Source organism: Sinorhizobium sp. NG07B, assembly GCF_002532005.1.
Taxonomy (GTDB): domain Bacteria; phylum Pseudomonadota; class Alphaproteobacteria; order Rhizobiales; family Rhizobiaceae; genus Sinorhizobium; species Sinorhizobium fredii_C.
The window spans coordinates 113,203-132,673 of sequence record NZ_NWTD01000012.1 but is presented as its reverse complement, the minus strand read 5'-3'; the positions used below and the strand labels follow the sequence as shown (position 1 = coordinate 132,673).

Here is a 19,471-nt window from a genome sequence, read left to right as displayed (position 1 = left end):
CCAAATTGCCAGCATTCTTTATTAGTAATACAAATTGTTCGAAATCAAGGCAGCCGCCGCCACATTCATGCAGGGTAACCCGAGCTGGTCGGATAACCCTTCGGTCGCCTTCGCTGCCGTCTAGCCGCGCGCACGACAAAGCCGTCCAAGTCCACAGGGGAGACAGACAGAACATTCGCTGGAAGTTGCTTTTGAATTATGCCTGCTACGCCCTTTATCACCACTTACGTTGAGCTGGGCCGCATGGAGTCTCGGCCGAGCCGTTAGGGCGTGACCGCGTTGATCGCAGGGATGATCTTGTCTCCCCAAAGTTCAATTTGCCTCAGCATCGTCTTGTGGTCGAAATCGCCCAATTGCGTCTGAACGGCAATCTGAGTGGGTTTCAGCACACTAATTTCTTCAAGCAGGCGATCGATCACCCGATTCACATTACCGATCGGCAGGTTCTCGCGCATGCTCTCGAACGAGAGGTCCTGTTTCGTCGGGACTTCCTCAAGTAGATAACCGTCCTGGCTCTGCTGGCGGCGCTGTTGCAACGCTTCAGATAGCCGGCGCTGAAAGCGGGCGTTGTCGAGATAGCTGTTGATCTCCGCCTCGTGGTCACTGGCATAGCAGCAGCGCAGCAGTGATATCTTGGCTTTCGTGACATTTTTCCTCTCGCAGGTCGCTGCCTCCTCGATGCTATCACGCAGCGTTCGCAAGGCGTCCAACCCGTTGTGAAATGCCGTGACGAACAGATTGTGGCCCTCACGATAGGCCCGCCTCATACTGCGCGCCGATCCGGCCGCGATCCAGATCGGCGGAGTCGGCTTTTGGATGGTCCGCAGCGAAACCGCCGTCGGAGGTATCTTCTGATAATGGCCGTCGTGTTCGAAAACCTTCTGGTTGAGCCCCTTCAGAAGGATAGCCAGGTACTCGGAAAAGACGGTAGCCGCCTCATCGATATCGACACCGAAGCGCTCGAACTCGAACTGCTGGTACCCGGAGCCGACGCCAAGCTCGAGGCGACCATCCGACACGATGTCGGCGAACCCGATCTCGGCAAGCAGTCGCTGCGGCTGATAGAGCGGCAGTACGCAGACTCCGGTACCGAGACGAAGCGTGCTCGTCAGGCCGGCACAATGCGCCACTATCATCAAGGGAGAGGGAACAAGACTGTAATTATTGAAGTGGTGCTCGGCAAACCATGCCGTGTTGAAGCCAGCCTGCTCCGAAAGCACTGCCTGTTCGATCGAGTTGCGGATGACCGTGTCGGGCGATTGATGATAGCCGCGCTGGGCGGCAAGGAGAAATGTCGCGAATTCCATAGCAATCCTTCGGTGATGGGAGGTTCTCGATTCGGCTGATCGACAGCTTCGCGACTTCATGGCCGCAGGGGGACGTTTGCGGTATTCGACGGTTGGCGATTCACTCGCCATTCGACGGCCGTGCCCCACGAAAGCCAATTGTTGCAATGAGCCGCCGCTCGTCGACTACGGCATAATCGGCAACCATTTGGCGGCCGCCACCGGGTATTCCTGGTCGAGTCCACTTTCGAATCCAGCATCACCTAAGGACGTGCAGCCGCCGTCCACGCATAGGGTCGACCCGTTGACATATGAGGCCTCAGGCGAAGCCAGGAAGAACGCTGCTTCAGCGACGTCTTCCGGTTCTCCCGTCCTGATCGGGATGCGCCGGCTGGCCGCTTCCGGGGCGACGCTGCCGACCTTTGCCAACCCGGAGCCGCCAGAAGGGCGTATGTAACCAGGAGCGATGCTTGCCGTCCTAATACCGACTGGCCCAAGTTCTGCCGCCAGACACCGTGTCAGGATCTCTGTCCCCGACATGGAGGCTTCATAGGCGTGACGCTGTGCGAGGGGCAGAAAGTCAACCATCGATCCAACGTTGAGGATCACGCTTCCGGGGCGCATCATCTTGATCGCCTCACGCGCGCAGGTGAAGACGCCGGTGAGATTGACATCCAGGACACGCTGGACCTGTACTGTTGTTTTTTGGCTCCCCGCAACAGAAAGCTCGGCCCCAGCGGTAGCGTTAACGAGGAGATCTAGCCTGCCGAAGCGCGCTCGCAACTCCTCGAACAGCGCCACCACGTCGCTCTCGACGGCAATGTCCACGGATTTCGCCATGTGCTTGCCACCTAGAAAGCCCGCAAGCTTTGCCGCCGCAGCGCCTTCTCTATCGGCAATTACGACGGTATCGCCGTTTGCGGCAAAGCGGCGAACGACGGCCGCGCCTATGCCGTTCGCTCCGCCCGTGACAAGCACGATTCGCTCGCCGCTGTACTCGGCCGGACGGGAGCGTTCGGCTTCTGGTGTCCCATACACCGGCGGGTGCGCGTCGCCCGGCTGGTTGAAAGACATCCAACCACCATCAACCGTCAGAACCGACCCGTTGATGCAGGCCGCCTGTGGGCTAGCCAGAAAACGCACAACCCAGGCGATCTCGTCGGGACGCGCCATGCGCCCCATCGGCACGCGTCGGCGAATAGCCGCGAGATCCGTCTCGCCGACGCGTTCCAGTTGCTCGACCATCGGCGTGCGCACATAGCCCGGCGCTACTGCCGTCACGCGGATTTCGCGCGGCGCCAACTCGCATGCCAAACTTCTCGTGATCGAGATCAGGCCTGCCTTCGAGGCGGCGTAGGCGTTACGCCTGGGATTGCCCAGCAAGCCGGCCAGCAACGCCACATTGACGATGACACCGCCGCGCTGCATCCGCCGCGCCGCTTCACGCGCCATGACGTATGGGCCGATCAGATTTACGGCCAACGCGCTACGAAAGGCATCGATAGTCGTGTTAACGATAGGATCCAGGGTAGGCCCCACAGAGGCGTTGTTGACTAGGACGCCGATTTGGGGAAACTGTGCTTCGATCTGTTCATGAAGAGCGAGGATATCCTCCTCTCGCGAGATATCGGCCTCTAGCCCGAGATGCGCGGGACCGAGGTCGCGGACCAATTCGAGTACGCCGCTTCCCGGAAGGTCCACGGCAACGACAGTGTCGCCGTTTGCGGCAAAGACATCGACCAGAGCACGGCCAATTCCGCCTGCAGCACCTGTAATGATGATGACGCGTTCTGCTTGGCTCATGGATCAAGTCTCCTGCTCAGCTCGAACGGTATGGGGCTCAGATCATCGCAGTTCAGCAGCACGGCCCGGAGACGAAGAGGCCACACCAGCCAGACGCGGCGCTATTCGCCCTGACTTCATTGCGCTTTGCGCTTCCCGAGCGAATAGACCGGGTCATCCGGATGCGATGTTCCGATCGGCTGCCTGAGACCGAACCGCTCAATCTCTGACGCCGCCTGCGGTGTCTGCTCCTCGAGCCAATCGTAGACCACCGTACGCTCGGCAATTCGCCACTCACCTTCCCTCTTCTGAAAAAGGTCGCAATAGCGACCACATAGGAGAACCTGACGTATTGTCCTGCCGCCGTCGGGCCCACGTTGGAGCGCGGTGAAGTAACTTTCGACGGCGGCTTCAGTCGGCCTGATAAACTCGATTAGAATGTTCGTGATCTGATGGATGTTGCGCGGTTCGGTCTTGAAGACACCAAGCGCGAATTCAATGAAACCCTCGGCCGAGCCGGCATACGCCCCGTGATTGTCATGCGCATCGGGCCAGTAGCAGCTGCGCAGCGCCGCCTCGTCCGCCCGGTCTATCCCGCGGCAGTACCGATACAGACAGTCGCGGATCGCTTCGCGGTCGTATAATTCGACAATATTCTTGTGGTCCATGGCCTTTATCGCAAGTCTTGTTGGAAGAGGTGTTTTGGCCCATCCGGCTATGCAGGCGCAATTTCACGGTTTATTCGGCGGTCAGCAGCCGCATGGCGCCCAAACCCGCCTGCCCGCTTGCGCGTCGACTGAAACAGCTCAGTGCCGTAGGTTTCGCGGCGGCCCGATGCGGTTCTGGGCCAGAGGCAATCGGCCTCCACGGCTGCCTTCTATTTAAACCCTCCACAGGCTTGATTGAACAATAGTCGGGCAAGCAAGGCATCGGCTGTGGCATCGATTTCCAGCGCACGCTCAGGGCAGGATCGAGCGCCTCGTGAGGCGAGGAGTTCGTCCCTCTCCGCCACCTCGATGTCTCCAGGTAGGATGTAGCCTTCGTCATCCAGTTCGAAGACCTCCGGCGCCTGCGCCCAGCATCGAGCATGCCCCTGGCACTTGTCCTTGTGGACGATGATGCGCATGCGCTACCTCCATGTCTTTGATCGCGCCTATGGTCAGGACCAGTCCAGAACCAGATTGTCGATTCCGAACACATGACCGCCATAGGTGATGGGTGCTGTACCTTCCTTGATACGGAAGTCAGGAATGCGCGACAGCCACTCCTCCAGGCCGATCACGATCTCCCGGCGGGCAAGATGTGAGCCAAGACAACGATGGGGACCATGGGCAAAGGCGGTGTGGCGGTTGTCTTCCCGTGCAAGATCGATCGTATTGGGACATTCGAATTCTTCCGGATCACGATTGGAAATCATCGTGGCGCAGGAAATGTAGTCGCCCTTGCGGATCGGCGCGCCATCGAAATCGATGTCTTTCGTTGCCACGCGGATCATCTGTACGGTCGAATAGGCGCGCAGCAATTCTTCGGAGGCGAGCCCGATCCGATGCGGTTCGCTGCGCAGCAATTGCTGGTCTTTAAGATTGCGGGCGAGATGGGCGAGGTCAAAACCTATTGCCGTTGCTACCGTGTCGAGTCCTGCGACGAACAGAAGGACCCCGATGCCACGGACCTCCTCGTCGGTCAGCTGGCGACCATTGACCTGTGCCCCGACTACGAAGCTCATGAAATCGTCGGCCGGTTCCTTGCGGCGCATGGCTGCAAGTTCGTCGATAAACCCCACGATCGCCAGGGCCGCCGCCGTTCGTTTGACATTCTCTCCGTGAAGCAGATCCCTTCCCCAGCCGACAAACGTATCCAGCTCCTCATCCGACAGACCAAGAAAGCCAAGGAAGATACTGACAGCAAAGGGGAACGCGAAATCCTTCATAACGTCGCAGCTTGTGCTCGCCGCCAAGACACTATCGATCAGCGTAATCGCGCGCTCACGGATGACCGGCTCCAGAACCATGACCCGCTTGGGCGAAAACAGCGGGTTGAGCAGCGAGCGAAAGACGCCATGCGCCGGTGGGTCGAGTTCCAGCGGTATCATCGGCCAGTTTTCGCCGAGCGCGGAGGCAAAGATGCTGCGGTGGCTGGAAAATGTCGTGGTGTCCTGCAGCACTCGACGTTGGTCACTGGCGCGAGTGATGACCCAGGTTCCCCGGCCATCTCGAGTGTTGTTGGAAGAATAAAAGATCGGCGGCCCGTCATGGACGCAAGCGACAGCTGCGTGAGGATCCCCGTTGGGCATGCGTTGCATGCCAGGCGACGTGAACAGGCTGAAGTCCCTCACCATTTCGGGCGGGACATGGTCTGGAACCGGCTTGCGGGTCACGTGGTTTCTCCTCAAGGTCATGCACTCCTGCGCTCGATGTATCGCCCCGCGATCATCGATGTTGATTAGTGGCGCGACCCCGTCTTATACGCATTGAGAACCTGCTGCACTATCCGCCGACACACGCACCAGCGCGGATGAGATCGGTCGCAAATTTAAGCAGCAGAGTATCCGGGTCCCTGGTCCATGAAGACTAAGCTTACGCGCGCTGAAGTTCAGATGTTGGTCAATCACCGGCGAGTTCCTTGAGGCACAGCGGACATCCGCCCCAAAGCATCGATGCAAGTTGCATGCCATTAACGCCCAACCACTTGTCCACACCAGTTGCACGCCTTCGGCACCATTTTGGTCCGGTTTCCGACATAGTTGTTCTGCTCCAGACACAAGGAGGCTTGCGGGTCGAGACGCGGCGGAGAACGCATCCGAACGCCGCAATCCAATCGGAAGTATAAACCGGCGTAAGCCGGATGAAATGGCCTGCCATAAAATACTTGAGCACGATCACCTCCACGCGGGGGCTTGTGACCTGCTGAACCGCCCAAGGTTTCTGGACCACCGGAGAAGAGCGTTTCCGGTGATTTTTCCGGGCTGGGAAAAGGAAGGGAAGCTCTAACCGAAATCGGTCCAGCTTAAGGCCATGTCAGTTCTAAGTTTTGGCACGCACGTGATTACATCCGCTGTGTCGATGCGTTCTATCCAAACAATCAATTACTCTAATTACCCGACAAGGCATATGACTGAGTTTAGTCGTGGGGCTGTTTCATAAGGTGGATTCGCAATGGAAAACACAATTCGGGGCGGCAAGGGTAGCAACAGTCTCTTTGGCAGCAATGGGGATGATGTAATCCTTGATCCGACGGGAAATGACTGGATCGATGGTGGTACCGGCAGCGACTCCATCTCGGCCGGCGACGGCAATGACCGGGTCTTCGGTGGCGTGGGCAACGACCACGTCTTTGGCGACGAGGGCAACGACTACCTCTACGGCGACCTTGGCCGCGGCAAACCGCGCATCCTCGCTGCGACCATTCTGGGTGCGGACAACGACAAGCTCTATGGCGGCTCCGGCGACGACGTCCTCTTCGCAGGCGACGGTAGAGACTCTCTGACCGGGGGTGCCGGCCAGGACACCTTTGTATTCCAGTTCCACAACCCGGCCCCTGGGGTCGATCAAAACTACGGGCCAAACGCTGACCACACCACCATTGTGGATTTTGACCCAGCACAGGATATTTTCACCTTCTCCGGCGAGGCCGCAGGCGATATAATTGCCTATTTTAATTATCAGACCATGACGGCGGAACTGGGTTATGTTACCTCCGAGAACCAAGTGGACGACTTCGCGCACCTTGGCAACGTGCAAAGCTTGCTCCACTTGGCTGGCCTGGGCCTGACCGCGTCGGATTTCATGTTCTGCTAATGCGGAAAACCGCGGAATCGCGCCACGTCCGCCCAAGCGCAGCGCTTTCCCTTTCCGCTCCCTGCCGTGACCGTCGGCCATCCACGAGCAGGCGCATTGTTGTTCAGCTTGATGAAGCTCTGTACATTGCGTCAGCTGCCCACACACAGCGATCAGCTTGTCGCCCCGCACGGGAAAGGGTGCGCAGAGCGCCGAGGACGGCAGTCTGGTGAACGCCGCGGCAGGCCGCATCCGCAGCTACAGCGAGGGCATCACTGCGCGATCCTTAACGCCCTTGCAGCAACATAGGTAGCCTTCAGCGCGCCACTGTTGCTCAGAAGCCGGCAGATCTTAGGCGGCTGCGTAACCGCTGAACCCATCCTGGCGTGGCCGTTGACCGTATTGCAAGCTGACATGCTGAATCTGACCTCGCGGACGTCCGTCGAGGCGTCGGGAGCGCATGTATTACGGCACGCTCTAGTTTAGCCTCACCGAACACCCCGCTCATCGTCACTGACTGGGCAAGCCGCAGAACCTGTTTAATACCGCCCTCGCCGGTCACCTTCCGACGTAAAGTGTGACCTCCAGACACGTCCGGCCACGCGTGGGCGCCGCCCGAGAAATTTAGACACCAGCACCACAGAGGCCCGCCGCCTCTTGAGGAGCTGGTTATTGCCACAGGCAAGTGAGCAGCCTCCTCCCTCGAACCCTTCCAGCCTGGGCAGATTGCCCCTTGGATCGAGCAGACACGGAACGCACGGGCGGGGACAATCGGTCCGGCCTCCCCTTCGGACCGCTATGCTGAAGCTCCTGCGGCTGCCCTTTTCCGCTCTTGGCGTCTCGAGAATGCGAAAATCTCGCCTATGGCTGCGCTTCTCCAACCGGCGGGTTGGGGCTCAAGCGCCTTTCGCGCTCATTATTAACCGGGACAGTTTTACATGGTCGTGCGGAGTCAGGCCCGGAGCAGACTATCAATTCGTAGGGACGGCAGGTTTGCGCCTCCTTATCGGTCAAAGAGGCAGTTGCTGGCTCCGCCCGAAAGCGGCCATTGAACTCTGGCGTGGACGTCGCGGCGCGGGAAAATAGCCAGGCTACGTGTATAAGTAAATATTAAGCATAGTGGCGCATCGTGCATGTTAGGGAACACGGCGGGCGCATGATGAATCAATTGTGGTTTGGGGATAATCTTGTAATACTTAGAGAGGAAATCGCGACTGAGAGCGTCGACCTCGTTTATCTCGATCCCCCATTTAATAGCAACGCCAATTACAACGTCTTGTTCAAGACACCGCAGGATGAAGCGGCGAGCGCTCAAGTTGAAGCCTTTCGCGATACATGGACTTGGGGCAACGAAGCTCAGTGGGCGCTCGACGAGATCATGCGGCAAGGCGGGAGCGTAGCCTCGATCATTCACGCTCTTCACAGCGCATTAGGCGAAAGCGACATGATGGCCTACCTTGTCATGATGGGCCAGCGCGTCACAGAATTGCATCGTGTCCTGAAGGATACAGGATCTTTATTCTTGCACTGCGATCCCACCGCTTCCCACTACCTCAAAATAATCCTCGATGCCGCCTTCGGCCCTCGGAACTTTCGAAACGAAATTAGCTGGCGTCGTCAGTCCGCTCACAATGATGCCAAGCAGGGCCGCAAGCAGTTTGGTAACGTGAGAGATGTGATCCTATTCTACACGAAAGGTCGCCAGTGGAAATGGAACACACAATACACGCCCTATGACGAGCGGTATGTTAAAGACTTCTACAAGCACACAGAACCTGACACCGGGCGCTTGTTTCGTCTGAGTGACATCACCGGCCCGGGCGGTGCGGCGAAGGGGAATCCCTTCTATGAAGTGATGGGCGTTGAACGCCACTGGCGGTTCAGCCGCGAAAAAATGCAAGAACTAATCGCGCAGGGCCGCATCGTCCAGACCCGACCTGGCGCGGTGCCTGCACAGAAGCGCTATCTCGATGAGATGCCTGGCGTATCCCTTCAAAATGACTGGTCAGATATCAAGCCCGCGTCTGGGCGTGAATCTCTGGGATATCCGACACAAAAGCCACTTGCACTATTGCGGCGCATTATTGAAGGTTCGTCGGAGCCCAGCGACACAATCTTGGATCCATTTTGTGGTTGCGGTACGAGTGTTGCTGCAGCCCAAGCCAGCGGGCGGAATTGGATTGGCATAGACGTGGCATTCCACGCGATCAAAGTCATCGAGGATCGAGTTCTAACGCAATTTCCTGGCGCCAGCTTCAGTGTGGGCGGCATACCACGCGACTTTGAGAGTGCTCAGCGATTGGCGCTGAAGGACAAGTTCCAATTCCAATGGTGGGCCAACTACCTTGTGGGCGTTCAAGCCTTGAAAGAGATCAAGAAGGGACCGGATCGCGGAATTGACGGCCAGATGTTCTTCATGAACGGGCCGCGAGGCTGGGGCAGAATTCTGACGTCAGTGAAGGGTGGACAGCACGTCGGCGCCAAGGATGTTCGCGAATTCAAGGCGGTGATCGATCGTGAGCGCGCCGACATGGGTCTCTTCATCTGCCTCAATGATGCAACACGCGACATGAACGCCGAGGCAGCTTCTTTCGGATTCGCGGAAACTGCGCATGGCCATTTGCCGAGGCTGCAGATCGTGACTATTGCTGATTGGTTCAAAGGGCGACGGCCAGTGCTTCCATCACTCGGTCATGTCTCGAGGGACTATTTCGAGCCGGTAAAGCCATCAAAGCCGTCGAAGGTGAAGCGCGCTGATCCCAATGCCCCCGAATTCACCTTTACCTTCCCCGGTGGTAAGTCGGACGACGCGGTCATTCACTTCAATCCGTCCGCGGTGCGTGAGAGAGCGTAGCAAACGTTAGTCGAATAGGAAGCGCTTGCCTCGTGCCCATTCCGAGAATGGTGCGCCTGGTCTCGCTATCGCCATGGGGGCAGAGGAGCCAGGACGGTTCGTTATGAAGGTCCGCTCTGGGCACTCCCTGACACACGAAGTCTTACGCACCTTTCATGTTTGCACCACATGACGGGAATCATTCGAGTGTCCCCGTCAGGAAAGAGTTTGTTTGTTAACAATAGGTTATGATCACTCACTGTTGGCGGTTGTGAGGGTTCAAGATCCGCTGGGATGAGAGGCTCATAGTCTGCAGCGACACGCGAGAACAAGGTCGCCTTCGCATACACCCTCGGCACGAACTGCTACCGGCGCGTGATGAGGTGGCGGCCCTTGCCGCAATGCGGGCAGGCGGCGCGGCGCGGAGTCGTGACATTATCCGCCTTGAGGCTCTTGAACTGGAATAACCCCTTCGCGGCTCGACGACCCGCTTCATGCGGCCACATGATTACAGTGAACAGCCGAGCCGCGGTCATCACCGCTGCAGCCATAGAAACGAAGGAGACTGAAAATTCTGGCGATACGGCGGTGGTGAAGCTTCGCACGTCCGACTCGCCAAGCTGCCCACAACGCGGCTTCGCGGCTGCCAGATACGCCAGAGCGGCATCGAGATCACCGACCTGTCCTGCAAGGCGGTGCCGACGCTCCTCAACACTTAGGCTGCGCAGACTGGCTTCGAGCAGGATCGCTCGCGCCCGGTCATCCTCAGGTTCATTCCAGCAACCAAGGCACTCTGCGTTCTCGACCACGCCATAAGAGGTCGCCTGCGCACGTAGACTGTCCGTGCTGCCGCCGATGACGATGGTTGGGGATAGCCCCTGGATATCCTGCCGCGAGCGGTTGATGTCGACGGCTGAGACCACTAGGTCGTAGCGGTCCGCTCGTTCCGCTTCCACGAGGTCGGGCCGCAGACCTACCTTCTCGCCGATCAGATAGTCGCCAAGGCGGCCCTTAAATTCAAAGCCGTTCAGATTAGTGAGGCCACGGTACCTGCTCACCACATCAACCTTAGGCTCAAGGATGTCCTCGATACCTGCAAGGAAGCAGCGGTTGAGATTGGTGCCCTCCTTGTCGTGATGAACGTGGTCGATCGTTACGACATAGGCATCGGCGAGCTCGCTCGCCCCAAGAACCTGCATCACGCCTTGCCCCACGGCGCCCGCTCCCACGAGGTAGACGGCCGGCAGGGACGTTCCGCGGACTGGCGGGCCATCGGCCAGATCATCCCATGCGCCGACTTCGCCGGTCCAAAGGGAGTATGCGTCGTTGGTGGCGTAGCGACCTTTAATGAGGCCCTTGCTCATCTTGAAGACTTCGCCGGCCAGCATAGTAGCAGCGAAATACGGGCCCAGGCAGCCCGGTTCATCCTCGCCGAGCGCAAAATCCGGCGGCCTCACGCCGATCCAGCTTTTCCATCCGGCGCCACAGGCGTAAAGATGAGCACCCTCAACCGGGTTATAGCTGATGTCGATGGTGATGTCGGATTCACCGGTTGCGGCCAGTACGGGGATCCGTCCGCCATTTGCCCACGCGGCCAGATTTTCCATCGCCGCGAACGCGTTGCCGAGCGGCGGCGCATGCGGAAGTGGAACGGTGATGTCGCCACTGACCTGAAGCTTGATCGTCTTCACAGAGCCATGCAATCGAGCCAGCAAGTTGACCAGACAGACCAGCAGGTGCTGGCGGGCTAGCTGGTTGCCCAGTTGTCCGGCCGTGATCTTGATAACCTTCGGCAGGGCAGTGTTGCCTAGCCCGGACACGGCGCGGCGATGCCGGTCACCCAAATCGATGTCGCTCATCGGAAATCTCTCACATCCAGGGCGCAGGCTTGGTGCAGCGCGAGCCGGCCGTCGACCTCCGCGGGAGTCAGCATGTGCCAGTAATCGATTTGCCACTCGTGGATGCCCAGCCCGCTTGGCCACGGCGCTGCCTGTACGCCATATAGCGGAAAAACGATGGAGAGCACTTTGCGGCTCGACATCATCTTGTCGTCATAGCGCGAATGCTCGGTGTTGAGGCCGGGATGGCTATGAACCTGGGCAAGCGGACGCCAGTTGGCGTCGAGGTTATGTACCATCTGGCTCATTGCCTCGGGCTCGACGTGATAGTTGCCGCGAAACGACTGCTGCACTGGTGCCCGCACCGAACGAACCACGGATACATCGTCGCGATCCCCATACCAGAACACACACGCTTCCCGGCGCCCGGCGCGCTGCAGCAACTGGCGCGTTGCCAGCACGGCTTGCGGCGGCACGAGAAGGAGCGCGTTGCTCGGCACGTAGGGGCGCGGTGCTGGCGGGCGGCGCAGGAAGTCCTCATCCTCCATGGCGCGGAAACCTCCCTGAGTAGTGGGTCACGAATGCGCGCTCGACCGCGCTGAGCGTTGTCAGGAACGTGTCGCTGCTGCGCCATAGGATGCTGTCCTCGCCGCCATGGACGACGTCGTAGTACTGGAAGACCGCCGAGCAGCAAATTAGCTGGATCGTGCGCCCGTCATTGCTTTGATATGCCGAGTGTACGTGTAGCTCGGGCGAGGTGATCATCGGAAGGTGATGCTGATCTGCGCCGATCTGATAGTCGAGGGTTACGGGGTTCACGAACTTGGCGCTCGGCGGCCAGTCCTTGCCGGTGAGAAAGTCGAGTCGTAGCAGGTAGTCCTCGCCGACGCCCTGATGGATGCCATGCATGGGAACCAGCAAGGTGCGATCGGAAGGCTGTTGCCAGCCCAGTTCGGCCAAGGTCTTGCCCTTAAGTGACAGCACGCGGGGCAGGTGCTCGTTCAGCACCTGCCTACCGGCTGCTAGGTCGATGTTGGGCCGCGAGCTGTGGTTGGCCATCTCAGGCACCACCGGTGCGGGCGGCGATCTCGAACTTGCGCTTACACAGTTCGCGGCGCTGCGCCTCGACGAGGGACAGCTCGAGGTGCTCCATCAGGCTCACGGGCTGCATGTTCACCTCGGCCTGGAAGACATCGCGCGGATCGCGGGCGACTTCCAGCTCAATATGGGCCCGGTCCCAGATGTGCTGCAGCGTCGCGGTCTCGGCGACCTTGAAAGTTGCGGTCTCCAGTTCCCCTAGGTGCTTGACATGGACGTTCTGCTCCCTCGGACGGTCGTCCTTGCCGGAACGGAACTTCTCAACGGCCGGTTCGTCGAGGTGTTCGTCGAGGTCAACAAGGTCGTCCTCGGCAAGCAGGCGGTCAGGCTCGTTGGTGTTTTCGAGAAAAATGACCTTGTTAGGGTCAACGCCGGAAAGTTTGCGCAGCGTTGCGGCCGTGATGAAGCGGCTGGGCCAATCGAGAGGATTCCCGTCCATGGCCAAGCGATACGAGCGATCGCTCTGAGCCACGATGAACCGGCAACCCTCGGCGAGTGACACCGACTCGACAGCGCGAACATCCTCGAGCTCATCGTTGGCGCGCAGCTGCAGGACATAAACGAAATCATCGGCGGAAAAACCAGCAGCGCGCGCGATCTGCGCGCCTGAAGGCGTCTGGTCGTCAAGAGGAACCGCACGGAACTCAAGATCTGTGCCGGCGACTTCAATTTGATTGGTACTGGGCATGGCGCTTTCCTTCGCTTGTTCAGCCTCACGCTAAAGATGGAGCGCGATGCTAATTTTGTCAAGCAGCTACTAAGCGGCGCTTGACAAATCAAGCGATCAAGGACAAATTATCTAAGTGAATCAAGTCTCTGGAGGTCACAATGAATGAGAAAGGCAACGACGCTGACACAGCAACCACACTCGGCGAGCACCTCGCCTCTCTCCGCCGTGCCGCGCAGCTGACACTTCGACAGGTCGAAGATGCAACGGAGAAGGAAGTATCGAACGCCTATTTGAGCCAGCTTGAAAACAATAAGATAACGAAGCCGTCGCCGAACATCCTGTATGCATTGGCGAATGTCTATAAATCATCCTATGAAAGTCTCATGGAAAAAGCCGGTTATCTAACTACCGGGCAGGCTAGACCTGCGACTTTCGCAATATCGGATCTCACGTCCGAAGAAGAACAGGCCTTGATTGCGTATCTAGACTTCTACCGAAAACAGAACAAGAAATGACTAAACCAGACGATTCGTCCCTTCAAGATCACGAACTGGCCAACGTAATCCGGCAGGCCCAGCGGCTTCTGAAAGACGCAGGCGCCATCGGCAGATTTCCAACGCCCATTGACGATCTGATGGCGGCCGCCAAGGTCACCGTGATCGAAGACGAGATACTCGACGAGTCGATGCTGCGACGGCTGGCAGACAAAGCCCGCGCCGGGCTCGCATTTGGCGTGAACGTCATCAAATCGGCGTTCAGCAAGGTCCTTGGCCTGTTCGAAGCCAACGAACGCCTGGTGATCCTGGACAAGGAAGTGCCCGCCCCACGGCGGGCCTTCGTGAAACTGCACGAGGCAGGTCACGGCAGCATGCCTCACCAGACAAGCATGTATGCACTGATGCACGACTGCAATCAGACCTTGGATGACGACACGAAGGATCTTTTTGAGCGCGAGGCAAACGTGTTCGCCTCCGAGGTGATGTTTCAGGGCGATGTATTCCGCGAGCATGCTCTCTCGAGCGCATTCAGCGTGAAACACGCGATGTCGCTGGCCACGCAGTTTGGCGGCTCCAACTACGCGACGTTTCGGCGTTACGTGAACGTCAATCCCCGCGCGTGCTGCCTGGTGGTCGTCGAACCCGAAGCTTTGATCGGCTCTGGCGGCCGTCACGAAGTTCGGCGGATTATCGCGTCGAAGTCCTTTGTCGAGAAATATGACTGCAGCTCTCTGGTCGCCTCCGTGGGGCATGGGCATCCACTCAAGCCGCTATTGCCTTACGGCAAGCAGCGTATGGTGGCGGAGCGTAGCTTTTCACTTACTGACCGAAATGGCACCGCGCAGCCGTTCTCGGGCGAGACGTTCAAGGCTAAGCAGATACTAATGCTTTTTCGCGAGAAGTGAGTTGCCCTAAAGGATCCTCCTAGTAGCGGCCGGTGAGCCCGTTCTCAAGGCGCGCGAGCAGGTCGATCGGACTGTTGTAGAAGCGGAGCATCGGCGACAAGGTACTATCAAGGCGCCAAACCCGGAGGGGTACTCTACGGGCCGGGCTGGAGAGTCATCTAGATCGACCCCGACATTGGATCCGCATATCATACGGTATGGAACTCTCATCGGATCGATGTAGCCAGTTGGCGGCAAAGTGGCTGCATCACCAAGAACGGCCAGTCTGCTTCCGGCCGCATTTTGGTCATCGCCAACCATCAGTCGAGATAACCGCGTTTGGCGCAATCCAGCCGAAATCAATGCTCTACAGGTGCAGTCGCCGGTCGACCCGTATCCGCGTGGCGGCGGAGGACGTCCTTCGCCGCTACGTGGAACCTTCGCGGAGACACGTGGTCGACCCGGCTCACTTCGCCGGATTGATTGAGTACAGGTGTGAGCCCTAAGCACGGGGCCACCGCGTATCTTATATAAATCGAAATATATTCAGAAATATACATAATATTTCTATTGCATTTCTCCGATAATGCATTCAGCGTTGCTTTATGACGGAGGAATTACAATGAATCAGGCAACTTTCATAACCAAGTCGATCGGTGCCGTTGAAGACCCGACGAAGATGCTCCGTAATCTTATTTGCTCCAGCGAGCTGTCCTTCCTCATGGAAGCGCATGACGGACTTTCGGCGGCGATCGCCAGGCAGGCTGGTTTCAAGGGGCTTTGGGCCTCCGGACTTTCGATTTCTTCGGCGCTCGGCTATCGAGACGCAAACGAGGCAAGTTGGACCGAGATCGTTGACGTGGTGGAGCGAATAGCCGACGCAAGCGGACTGCCGATCCTGGTCGACGGCGACTCGGGGTTCGGCAATTTCAATAACGCCCGATTACTAGCGATGAAGCTCTTGAAGCGCGGCGGCGCCGGCGTCTGCTTGGAGGACAAACGCTTCCCGAAGATGAACAGTTTCGTGGGAGACCGGCAAGCCCTCGCCGATATCGTTGAGTTTTCCGGCCGACTGAAAGCGATCAAGGACATGACGGGCAGCGACCTCGTGCTAGTCGCTCGGACCGAAGCGTTGATCGCCGGCTACGGTTTGGACGAGGCTCTGCAGCGCGCCGACGCCTATGCTGAGTCCGGCGCCGACGCACTCCTGATACATTCGCGCAAGAGCGATGCGGGTGAGATTCTCGCTTTCGCGAAGCGGTGGCAGAAGCTTCCGATCGTGATCGTGCCCACGAAATACTACCGCACACCCGCTTCGATATATCGAGATGCTGGCATCTCTACGGTGATCTGGGCCAACCACGCGATGCGTGCGGCAGTCGCCGGAATGCGCGCGGTATGCAATCGCATCGTCGCCGAAGAGAGCATTGCCGGAGTCGAGCCGGGAATTGCCACACTCGAGGAGGTCTTTGGCCTCTTGCGTTACGATGAATTGGTATCGGCCCAAGATCGCTATCTACCGCAATATGGATAATGCGCGGTCCATTGAGGGGGCGAGGGCGAATTCAACGATCAATTTCGGGGGCGCGCACATGCTTGCGCAACGGACAGCGTTGTTCAAATCGTCGGCAACGGCGGAGGCGCGCACAGCGGCGAAATCGGCTGCTGACCAAGGAAAGGAGATTGTCGATCTGACAGTCGGCGAGATCTGCAGCGATCTTGCTCCGACGATCCGAGCAGGCGCGATCGATGCGATCCGCCAGGGCGTCAACCGCTACACAGATCCCATCGGGATGATGGAACTTCGAGAGGCGCTCGCCGGCAAGATTTCCGGCAATACTGGTCAGGTCTGGCGCGCCGATGAGGTCGCGGTTACCACCGGCGCCAAACAGGCGCTGTTCAACGGCGCCATGGTGCTGCTTAATCCAGGTGACGAGGTCATCGTGCCTGCGCCCTACTGGACGACATTCCCCGCTCAGGTGCTGATCGCCGGCGGAACGCCCGTCCATGTTGACACCCGCGCCAATGGATATGTTCCCCATATCGACGATATCGAGGCCGCAATCACCGACCGCAGCCGCGCAATTGTGGTCAACACTCCAAACAACCCGACCGGCACGGTTTATGATGCCGAAACTTTGGTCGGCATCGGAACGCTTGCGAAAAAGCGCGGCCTCTGGATCATTTTCGACGAATGCTATGGCGACTTTATCCACGTTAACGAAGCCCATCATCCTATCGTCTCAATTCTTCCGGAAGTTCGTCCGCGTACTCTTATCGTCAACGCCTTCAGCAAGTCGCTTGCACTCGCAGGCTGGAGGATGGGTTATCTTGCCGGGCCGAAGAATGTAATTAGTGCGGTGAAAGCACTGCAATCACATACGACCTCGAACCCGAACGTCATCGCTCAACACGCAGTACTCGCGCATCTTCTAAACGGCGATGGCAATTTTGAGAGCGAGCTGCGCTGCCAACTCACCTGTGCCAGGCAGATGGGTCTTAGCGTGCTTTCGGCTCTGACGCGCGTCCCCGTTCCGAAGGCGATGGGAGGCTTTTATTTCTACCTGAACGTTTCGGACCTGCTGCGCCGCCCGAGGCTCCCCGAGGCCGGGAAGACGGCCGACGACGTCGTGAAAGTTCTGCTGAATGCGGGCGTAGCTGCGGTCTCGGGGACGGCGTTCGGTGACCCGGTTGGCCTTCGCCTCTCGTACGGGGTTCCCCCCGAGAAACTAAAGGCTGGCCTTACCCGGCTCGTCGAGGTCCTGAACGCCTGGGAGTGACAAGATAATGCTGTGACGGTAACAGTAGGAGACCTGTTTAGGATGACGAATGCTCCCAAGCAAGCAGTCATACTCGCGGCCGGTTTAGGATCCCGCCTGCGGCCCTTGACCGACCTGCGGCCGAAGCCGCTCGTCGAGGTCAACGGTACGCCCATCCTTCACAACGCGCTGCGCAATCTCGAGGCCGTCGGCGTCGAGGAAGTTACCATCGTCGTCGGCTACCGCAAGGATGCGATCCAGCACTCCTGCGGCAATCACTTTGGCAAGCTCGAAATAAATTATGTCGAATCCTCGGTCTTCGACAGGACCGGCAGCGGGTACTCCCTTTGGTTGGCACGGCACGTCCTGCTGACCGGCGACGTCTACCTTCTGGAGGCAGACGTCTTTTTCGAACTGGATGCGCTTCGCTATCTCGGGACGGGAGAAGCAGAGAATGTCGCCGCGGTCGCACCCTTTGACCGCTCGATGGAAGGCTCCGCGGTCGTCCTCACAGAGAACGGCTATATCGGCGAAGTCCGGATGAAGCAGACGGCCGCCAACCTGGTCGACGGCGCGCCGCGGCTTTTCAAGACGATGAATCTGATTCGGTTTTCCGGTAACGATCTGCGCGAGACGATCGTCCCGCATCTCGACAGTATCATCCGCAGTGGCGCCGTGAAGTCCTATACCGAGGAGATGCTCTCCAATCTCGTGCAAACGAGGAACTTGCGGATCGCCGCGGCCAGATGTGACGACGTCAGGTGGTATGAGATCGATAATGAGGATGATCTGCGCATCGCGGAGGCAATATTCCGGACCTCCCCCGAAATCGCGTGTTAGCAGATCCGGCGAGGAGCAGGTCGATGCTTCGACAGTGTCCTTGATTAGGCCAATGCGATCACGACGTGCGGCTGCGCATTGATTGGAATTGAACGGGCGGCTTGATCTCGCTGTTGTCACCGCTTCGTGGCAGTTGCTCGCGCATTGTCCGACGGCGCCATCACCGCTCGGACGCGCAATCGTGATGAATCGAAGCTCCGCACTCGACGCATGTAGTGGGGGGTTTCAAGGCCGCGATACCGCCTTACCGGCATCGCAACTCTCGTGGCCAAGTCTGGGAAGGGCGTCTCGACGTATTAATCATTCACCAAGAGAGAAATACCATGAACGATCCTGTTGAAGAGAGAGATGCTTATACCGCCTATGGCGAAATTTGGAGTGATATTTACGATGAGTATGGGGAAGCGCTCAACAAGTCGACCCAGATCGAGCGGGCAGTCCGTTTTCTCGCGCCCTTCGCAGAGAACGGAACGGCACTCGAGTTGGGCGTCGGAAACGGCCACTTCGCTTTGCCCCTTTCACAGACAGGAGCTTCGGTTCACGGTCTCGATAACTCAGAAAGCATGCTTGCCTCGCTTCTCGCAAAGGAAGGCGGGCAGTCTATCACGGCACACTTAGGCGACATGGCAGACTTTGACCTGGGCACTCACTATGATCTCGTGTACTGTGTCGGTAACACTTTTTCGCTTATGCTGACAGTCGAGCAACAGCTTAGTTGCTTGAAATCAACTGCAAAGGCCCTAAAGCCGAACGGATGCTTTGTTGTTGATTTGAGCTATCCATATACTAGTGACTTCACTGGAGAAGGCAGCCATCGCGACCAACGAACTACGGTCATACACGTTGATGAGCGTCGCGCGATGGTTCGGTTTGCCAGACACGACCGTAATCAGCAGTATTTTATTTCTCTGGACTTCTGGATTACACCTTCTGGAAGCCGGACGATGCCGCTTAAGATGCGATATGTCTACCCAACCGAACTCGACTTGCTCGCAAGGATCAGCGAACTTGAACTTCTTGAGCGCCACGGAGACTGGCAGAGGCGCCCGTTTGACAATAGATCTTCACGATACATGTCCGTGTTCCGCAAGCACCATGCGAGTTCCAATAGAATCGCGACCTCTGGCGAATAGAACCAGATCCTATGAGAGTGGAAAGCGGCCTGCATGACGACTATTTGCAAACTCATATGCGCGGGTTGGATACTG

Annotated in this window: 17 protein-coding genes; 8 read left to right on the top strand and 9 right to left on the bottom strand. The window is 58.2% G+C overall.

The features are described 5' to 3' along the window. Positions 1 to 263: 263 nt before the first annotated feature. From CO664_RS26010 to CO664_RS25990, 5 genes are all read right to left on the bottom strand, one after another. Positions 264 to 1,307: an LLM class flavin-dependent oxidoreductase gene (locus tag CO664_RS26010; RefSeq protein WP_097527646.1), complete on the bottom strand. Its 1,044-nt coding sequence runs from the start codon at positions 1,305 to 1,307 to the stop codon at positions 264 to 266. A gap of 165 nt (positions 1,308 to 1,472) precedes the next feature. Next, positions 1,473 to 3,089, bottom strand: coding sequence for an SDR family oxidoreductase (locus CO664_RS26005; protein WP_097527647.1), 1,617 nt, complete (start codon positions 3,087 to 3,089; stop codon positions 1,473 to 1,475). 116 nt (positions 3,090 to 3,205) lie between these two features. Beyond that, the gene (locus tag CO664_RS26000) at positions 3,206 to 3,736 is read right to left on the bottom strand and encodes a nuclear transport factor 2 family protein (RefSeq protein ID WP_097527648.1); all 531 of its coding nucleotides are present in this window, start codon (positions 3,734 to 3,736) and stop codon (positions 3,206 to 3,208) included. Positions 3,737 to 3,945: 209 nt separating this feature from the next. Continuing rightward, the gene (locus tag CO664_RS25995) at positions 3,946 to 4,194 is read right to left on the bottom strand and encodes a ferredoxin (RefSeq protein ID WP_097527649.1); all 249 of its coding nucleotides are present in this window, start codon (positions 4,192 to 4,194) and stop codon (positions 3,946 to 3,948) included. 33 nt (positions 4,195 to 4,227) lie between these two features. Then, positions 4,228 to 5,406 carry a cytochrome P450 gene (locus CO664_RS25990; protein WP_176536678.1) on the bottom strand — a complete coding sequence of 393 codons (1,179 nt, stop codon included), beginning with the start codon at positions 5,404 to 5,406 and terminating at the stop codon, positions 4,228 to 4,230. Positions 5,407 to 6,223: 817 nt separating this feature from the next. Between CO664_RS25990 and CO664_RS25985 the strand changes: the two genes are divergently transcribed. After that, entirely contained in the window at positions 6,224 to 6,865 is a 642-nt protein-coding gene (locus CO664_RS25985) for a calcium-binding protein (protein ID WP_097527651.1), read from the top strand. A gap of 1,135 nt (positions 6,866 to 8,000) precedes the next feature. Next, a complete protein-coding gene (locus tag CO664_RS25980; protein ID WP_234819636.1) occupies positions 8,001 to 9,698 on the top strand; it encodes a site-specific DNA-methyltransferase in 1,698 nt (565 codons plus the stop codon). Between the two features lie 344 nt (positions 9,699 to 10,042). Here the strand turns inward: CO664_RS25980 and CO664_RS25975 are convergent, their stop codons facing one another. Genes CO664_RS25975 through CO664_RS25960 form a run of 4 tightly spaced genes read right to left on the bottom strand, consistent with a single transcriptional unit; the run spans position 10,043 to position 13,301 of the window. Next, positions 10,043 to 11,536, bottom strand: coding sequence for a ThiF family adenylyltransferase (locus CO664_RS25975; RefSeq protein WP_097527652.1), 1,494 nt, complete (start codon positions 11,534 to 11,536; stop codon positions 10,043 to 10,045). Then, complete coding sequence (locus tag CO664_RS25970; RefSeq protein WP_097527653.1) at positions 11,533 to 12,063, bottom strand: Mov34/MPN/PAD-1 family protein; 531 nt, start codon at positions 12,061 to 12,063, stop codon at positions 11,533 to 11,535. Before CO664_RS25970 ends, CO664_RS25975 begins: the two co-directional genes overlap by 4 nt. Beyond that, a complete protein-coding gene (locus tag CO664_RS25965; protein WP_097527654.1) occupies positions 12,053 to 12,574 on the bottom strand; it encodes a hypothetical protein in 522 nt (173 codons plus the stop codon). The genes CO664_RS25970 and CO664_RS25965 overlap by 11 nt, the downstream gene beginning before the upstream one ends. A gap of 1 nt (position 12,575) precedes the next feature. Beyond that, a complete protein-coding gene (locus CO664_RS25960) occupies positions 12,576 to 13,301 on the bottom strand; it encodes a multiubiquitin domain-containing protein (protein ID WP_097527655.1) in 726 nt (241 codons plus the stop codon). A 140-nt stretch (positions 13,302 to 13,441) separates the two neighbouring features. Between CO664_RS25960 and CO664_RS25955 the strand changes: the two genes are divergently transcribed. From CO664_RS25955 to CO664_RS25930, 6 genes are all read left to right on the top strand, one after another. After that, on the top strand, positions 13,442 to 13,798 hold the full coding sequence (locus tag CO664_RS25955) for a helix-turn-helix transcriptional regulator (RefSeq protein WP_028003537.1): 357 nt from the start codon (positions 13,442 to 13,444) through the stop codon (positions 13,796 to 13,798). Beyond that, positions 13,795 to 14,685 (top strand): ImmA/IrrE family metallo-endopeptidase, encoded by an 891-nt coding sequence (locus tag CO664_RS25950; RefSeq protein WP_097527656.1) that lies wholly within the window; start codon positions 13,795 to 13,797, stop codon positions 14,683 to 14,685. Before CO664_RS25955 ends, CO664_RS25950 begins: the two co-directional genes overlap by 4 nt. Positions 14,686 to 15,286: 601 nt before the next feature. Then, on the top strand, positions 15,287 to 16,198 hold the full coding sequence (gene aepX / locus CO664_RS25945) for a phosphoenolpyruvate mutase (protein WP_097527657.1): 912 nt from the start codon (positions 15,287 to 15,289) through the stop codon (positions 16,196 to 16,198). A gap of 58 nt (positions 16,199 to 16,256) precedes the next feature. Further along, positions 16,257 to 17,444: an aminotransferase class I/II-fold pyridoxal phosphate-dependent enzyme gene (locus CO664_RS25940; RefSeq protein WP_097527694.1), complete on the top strand. Its 1,188-nt coding sequence runs from the start codon at positions 16,257 to 16,259 to the stop codon at positions 17,442 to 17,444. Between the two features lie 42 nt (positions 17,445 to 17,486). Further along, complete coding sequence (locus CO664_RS25935; RefSeq protein WP_097527658.1) at positions 17,487 to 18,263, top strand: phosphocholine cytidylyltransferase family protein; 777 nt, start codon at positions 17,487 to 17,489, stop codon at positions 18,261 to 18,263. A 323-nt stretch (positions 18,264 to 18,586) separates the two neighbouring features. Then, positions 18,587 to 19,396: a class I SAM-dependent methyltransferase gene (locus CO664_RS25930; RefSeq protein ID WP_097527659.1), complete on the top strand. Its 810-nt coding sequence runs from the start codon at positions 18,587 to 18,589 to the stop codon at positions 19,394 to 19,396. Positions 19,397 to 19,471 lie beyond the last annotated feature (75 nt).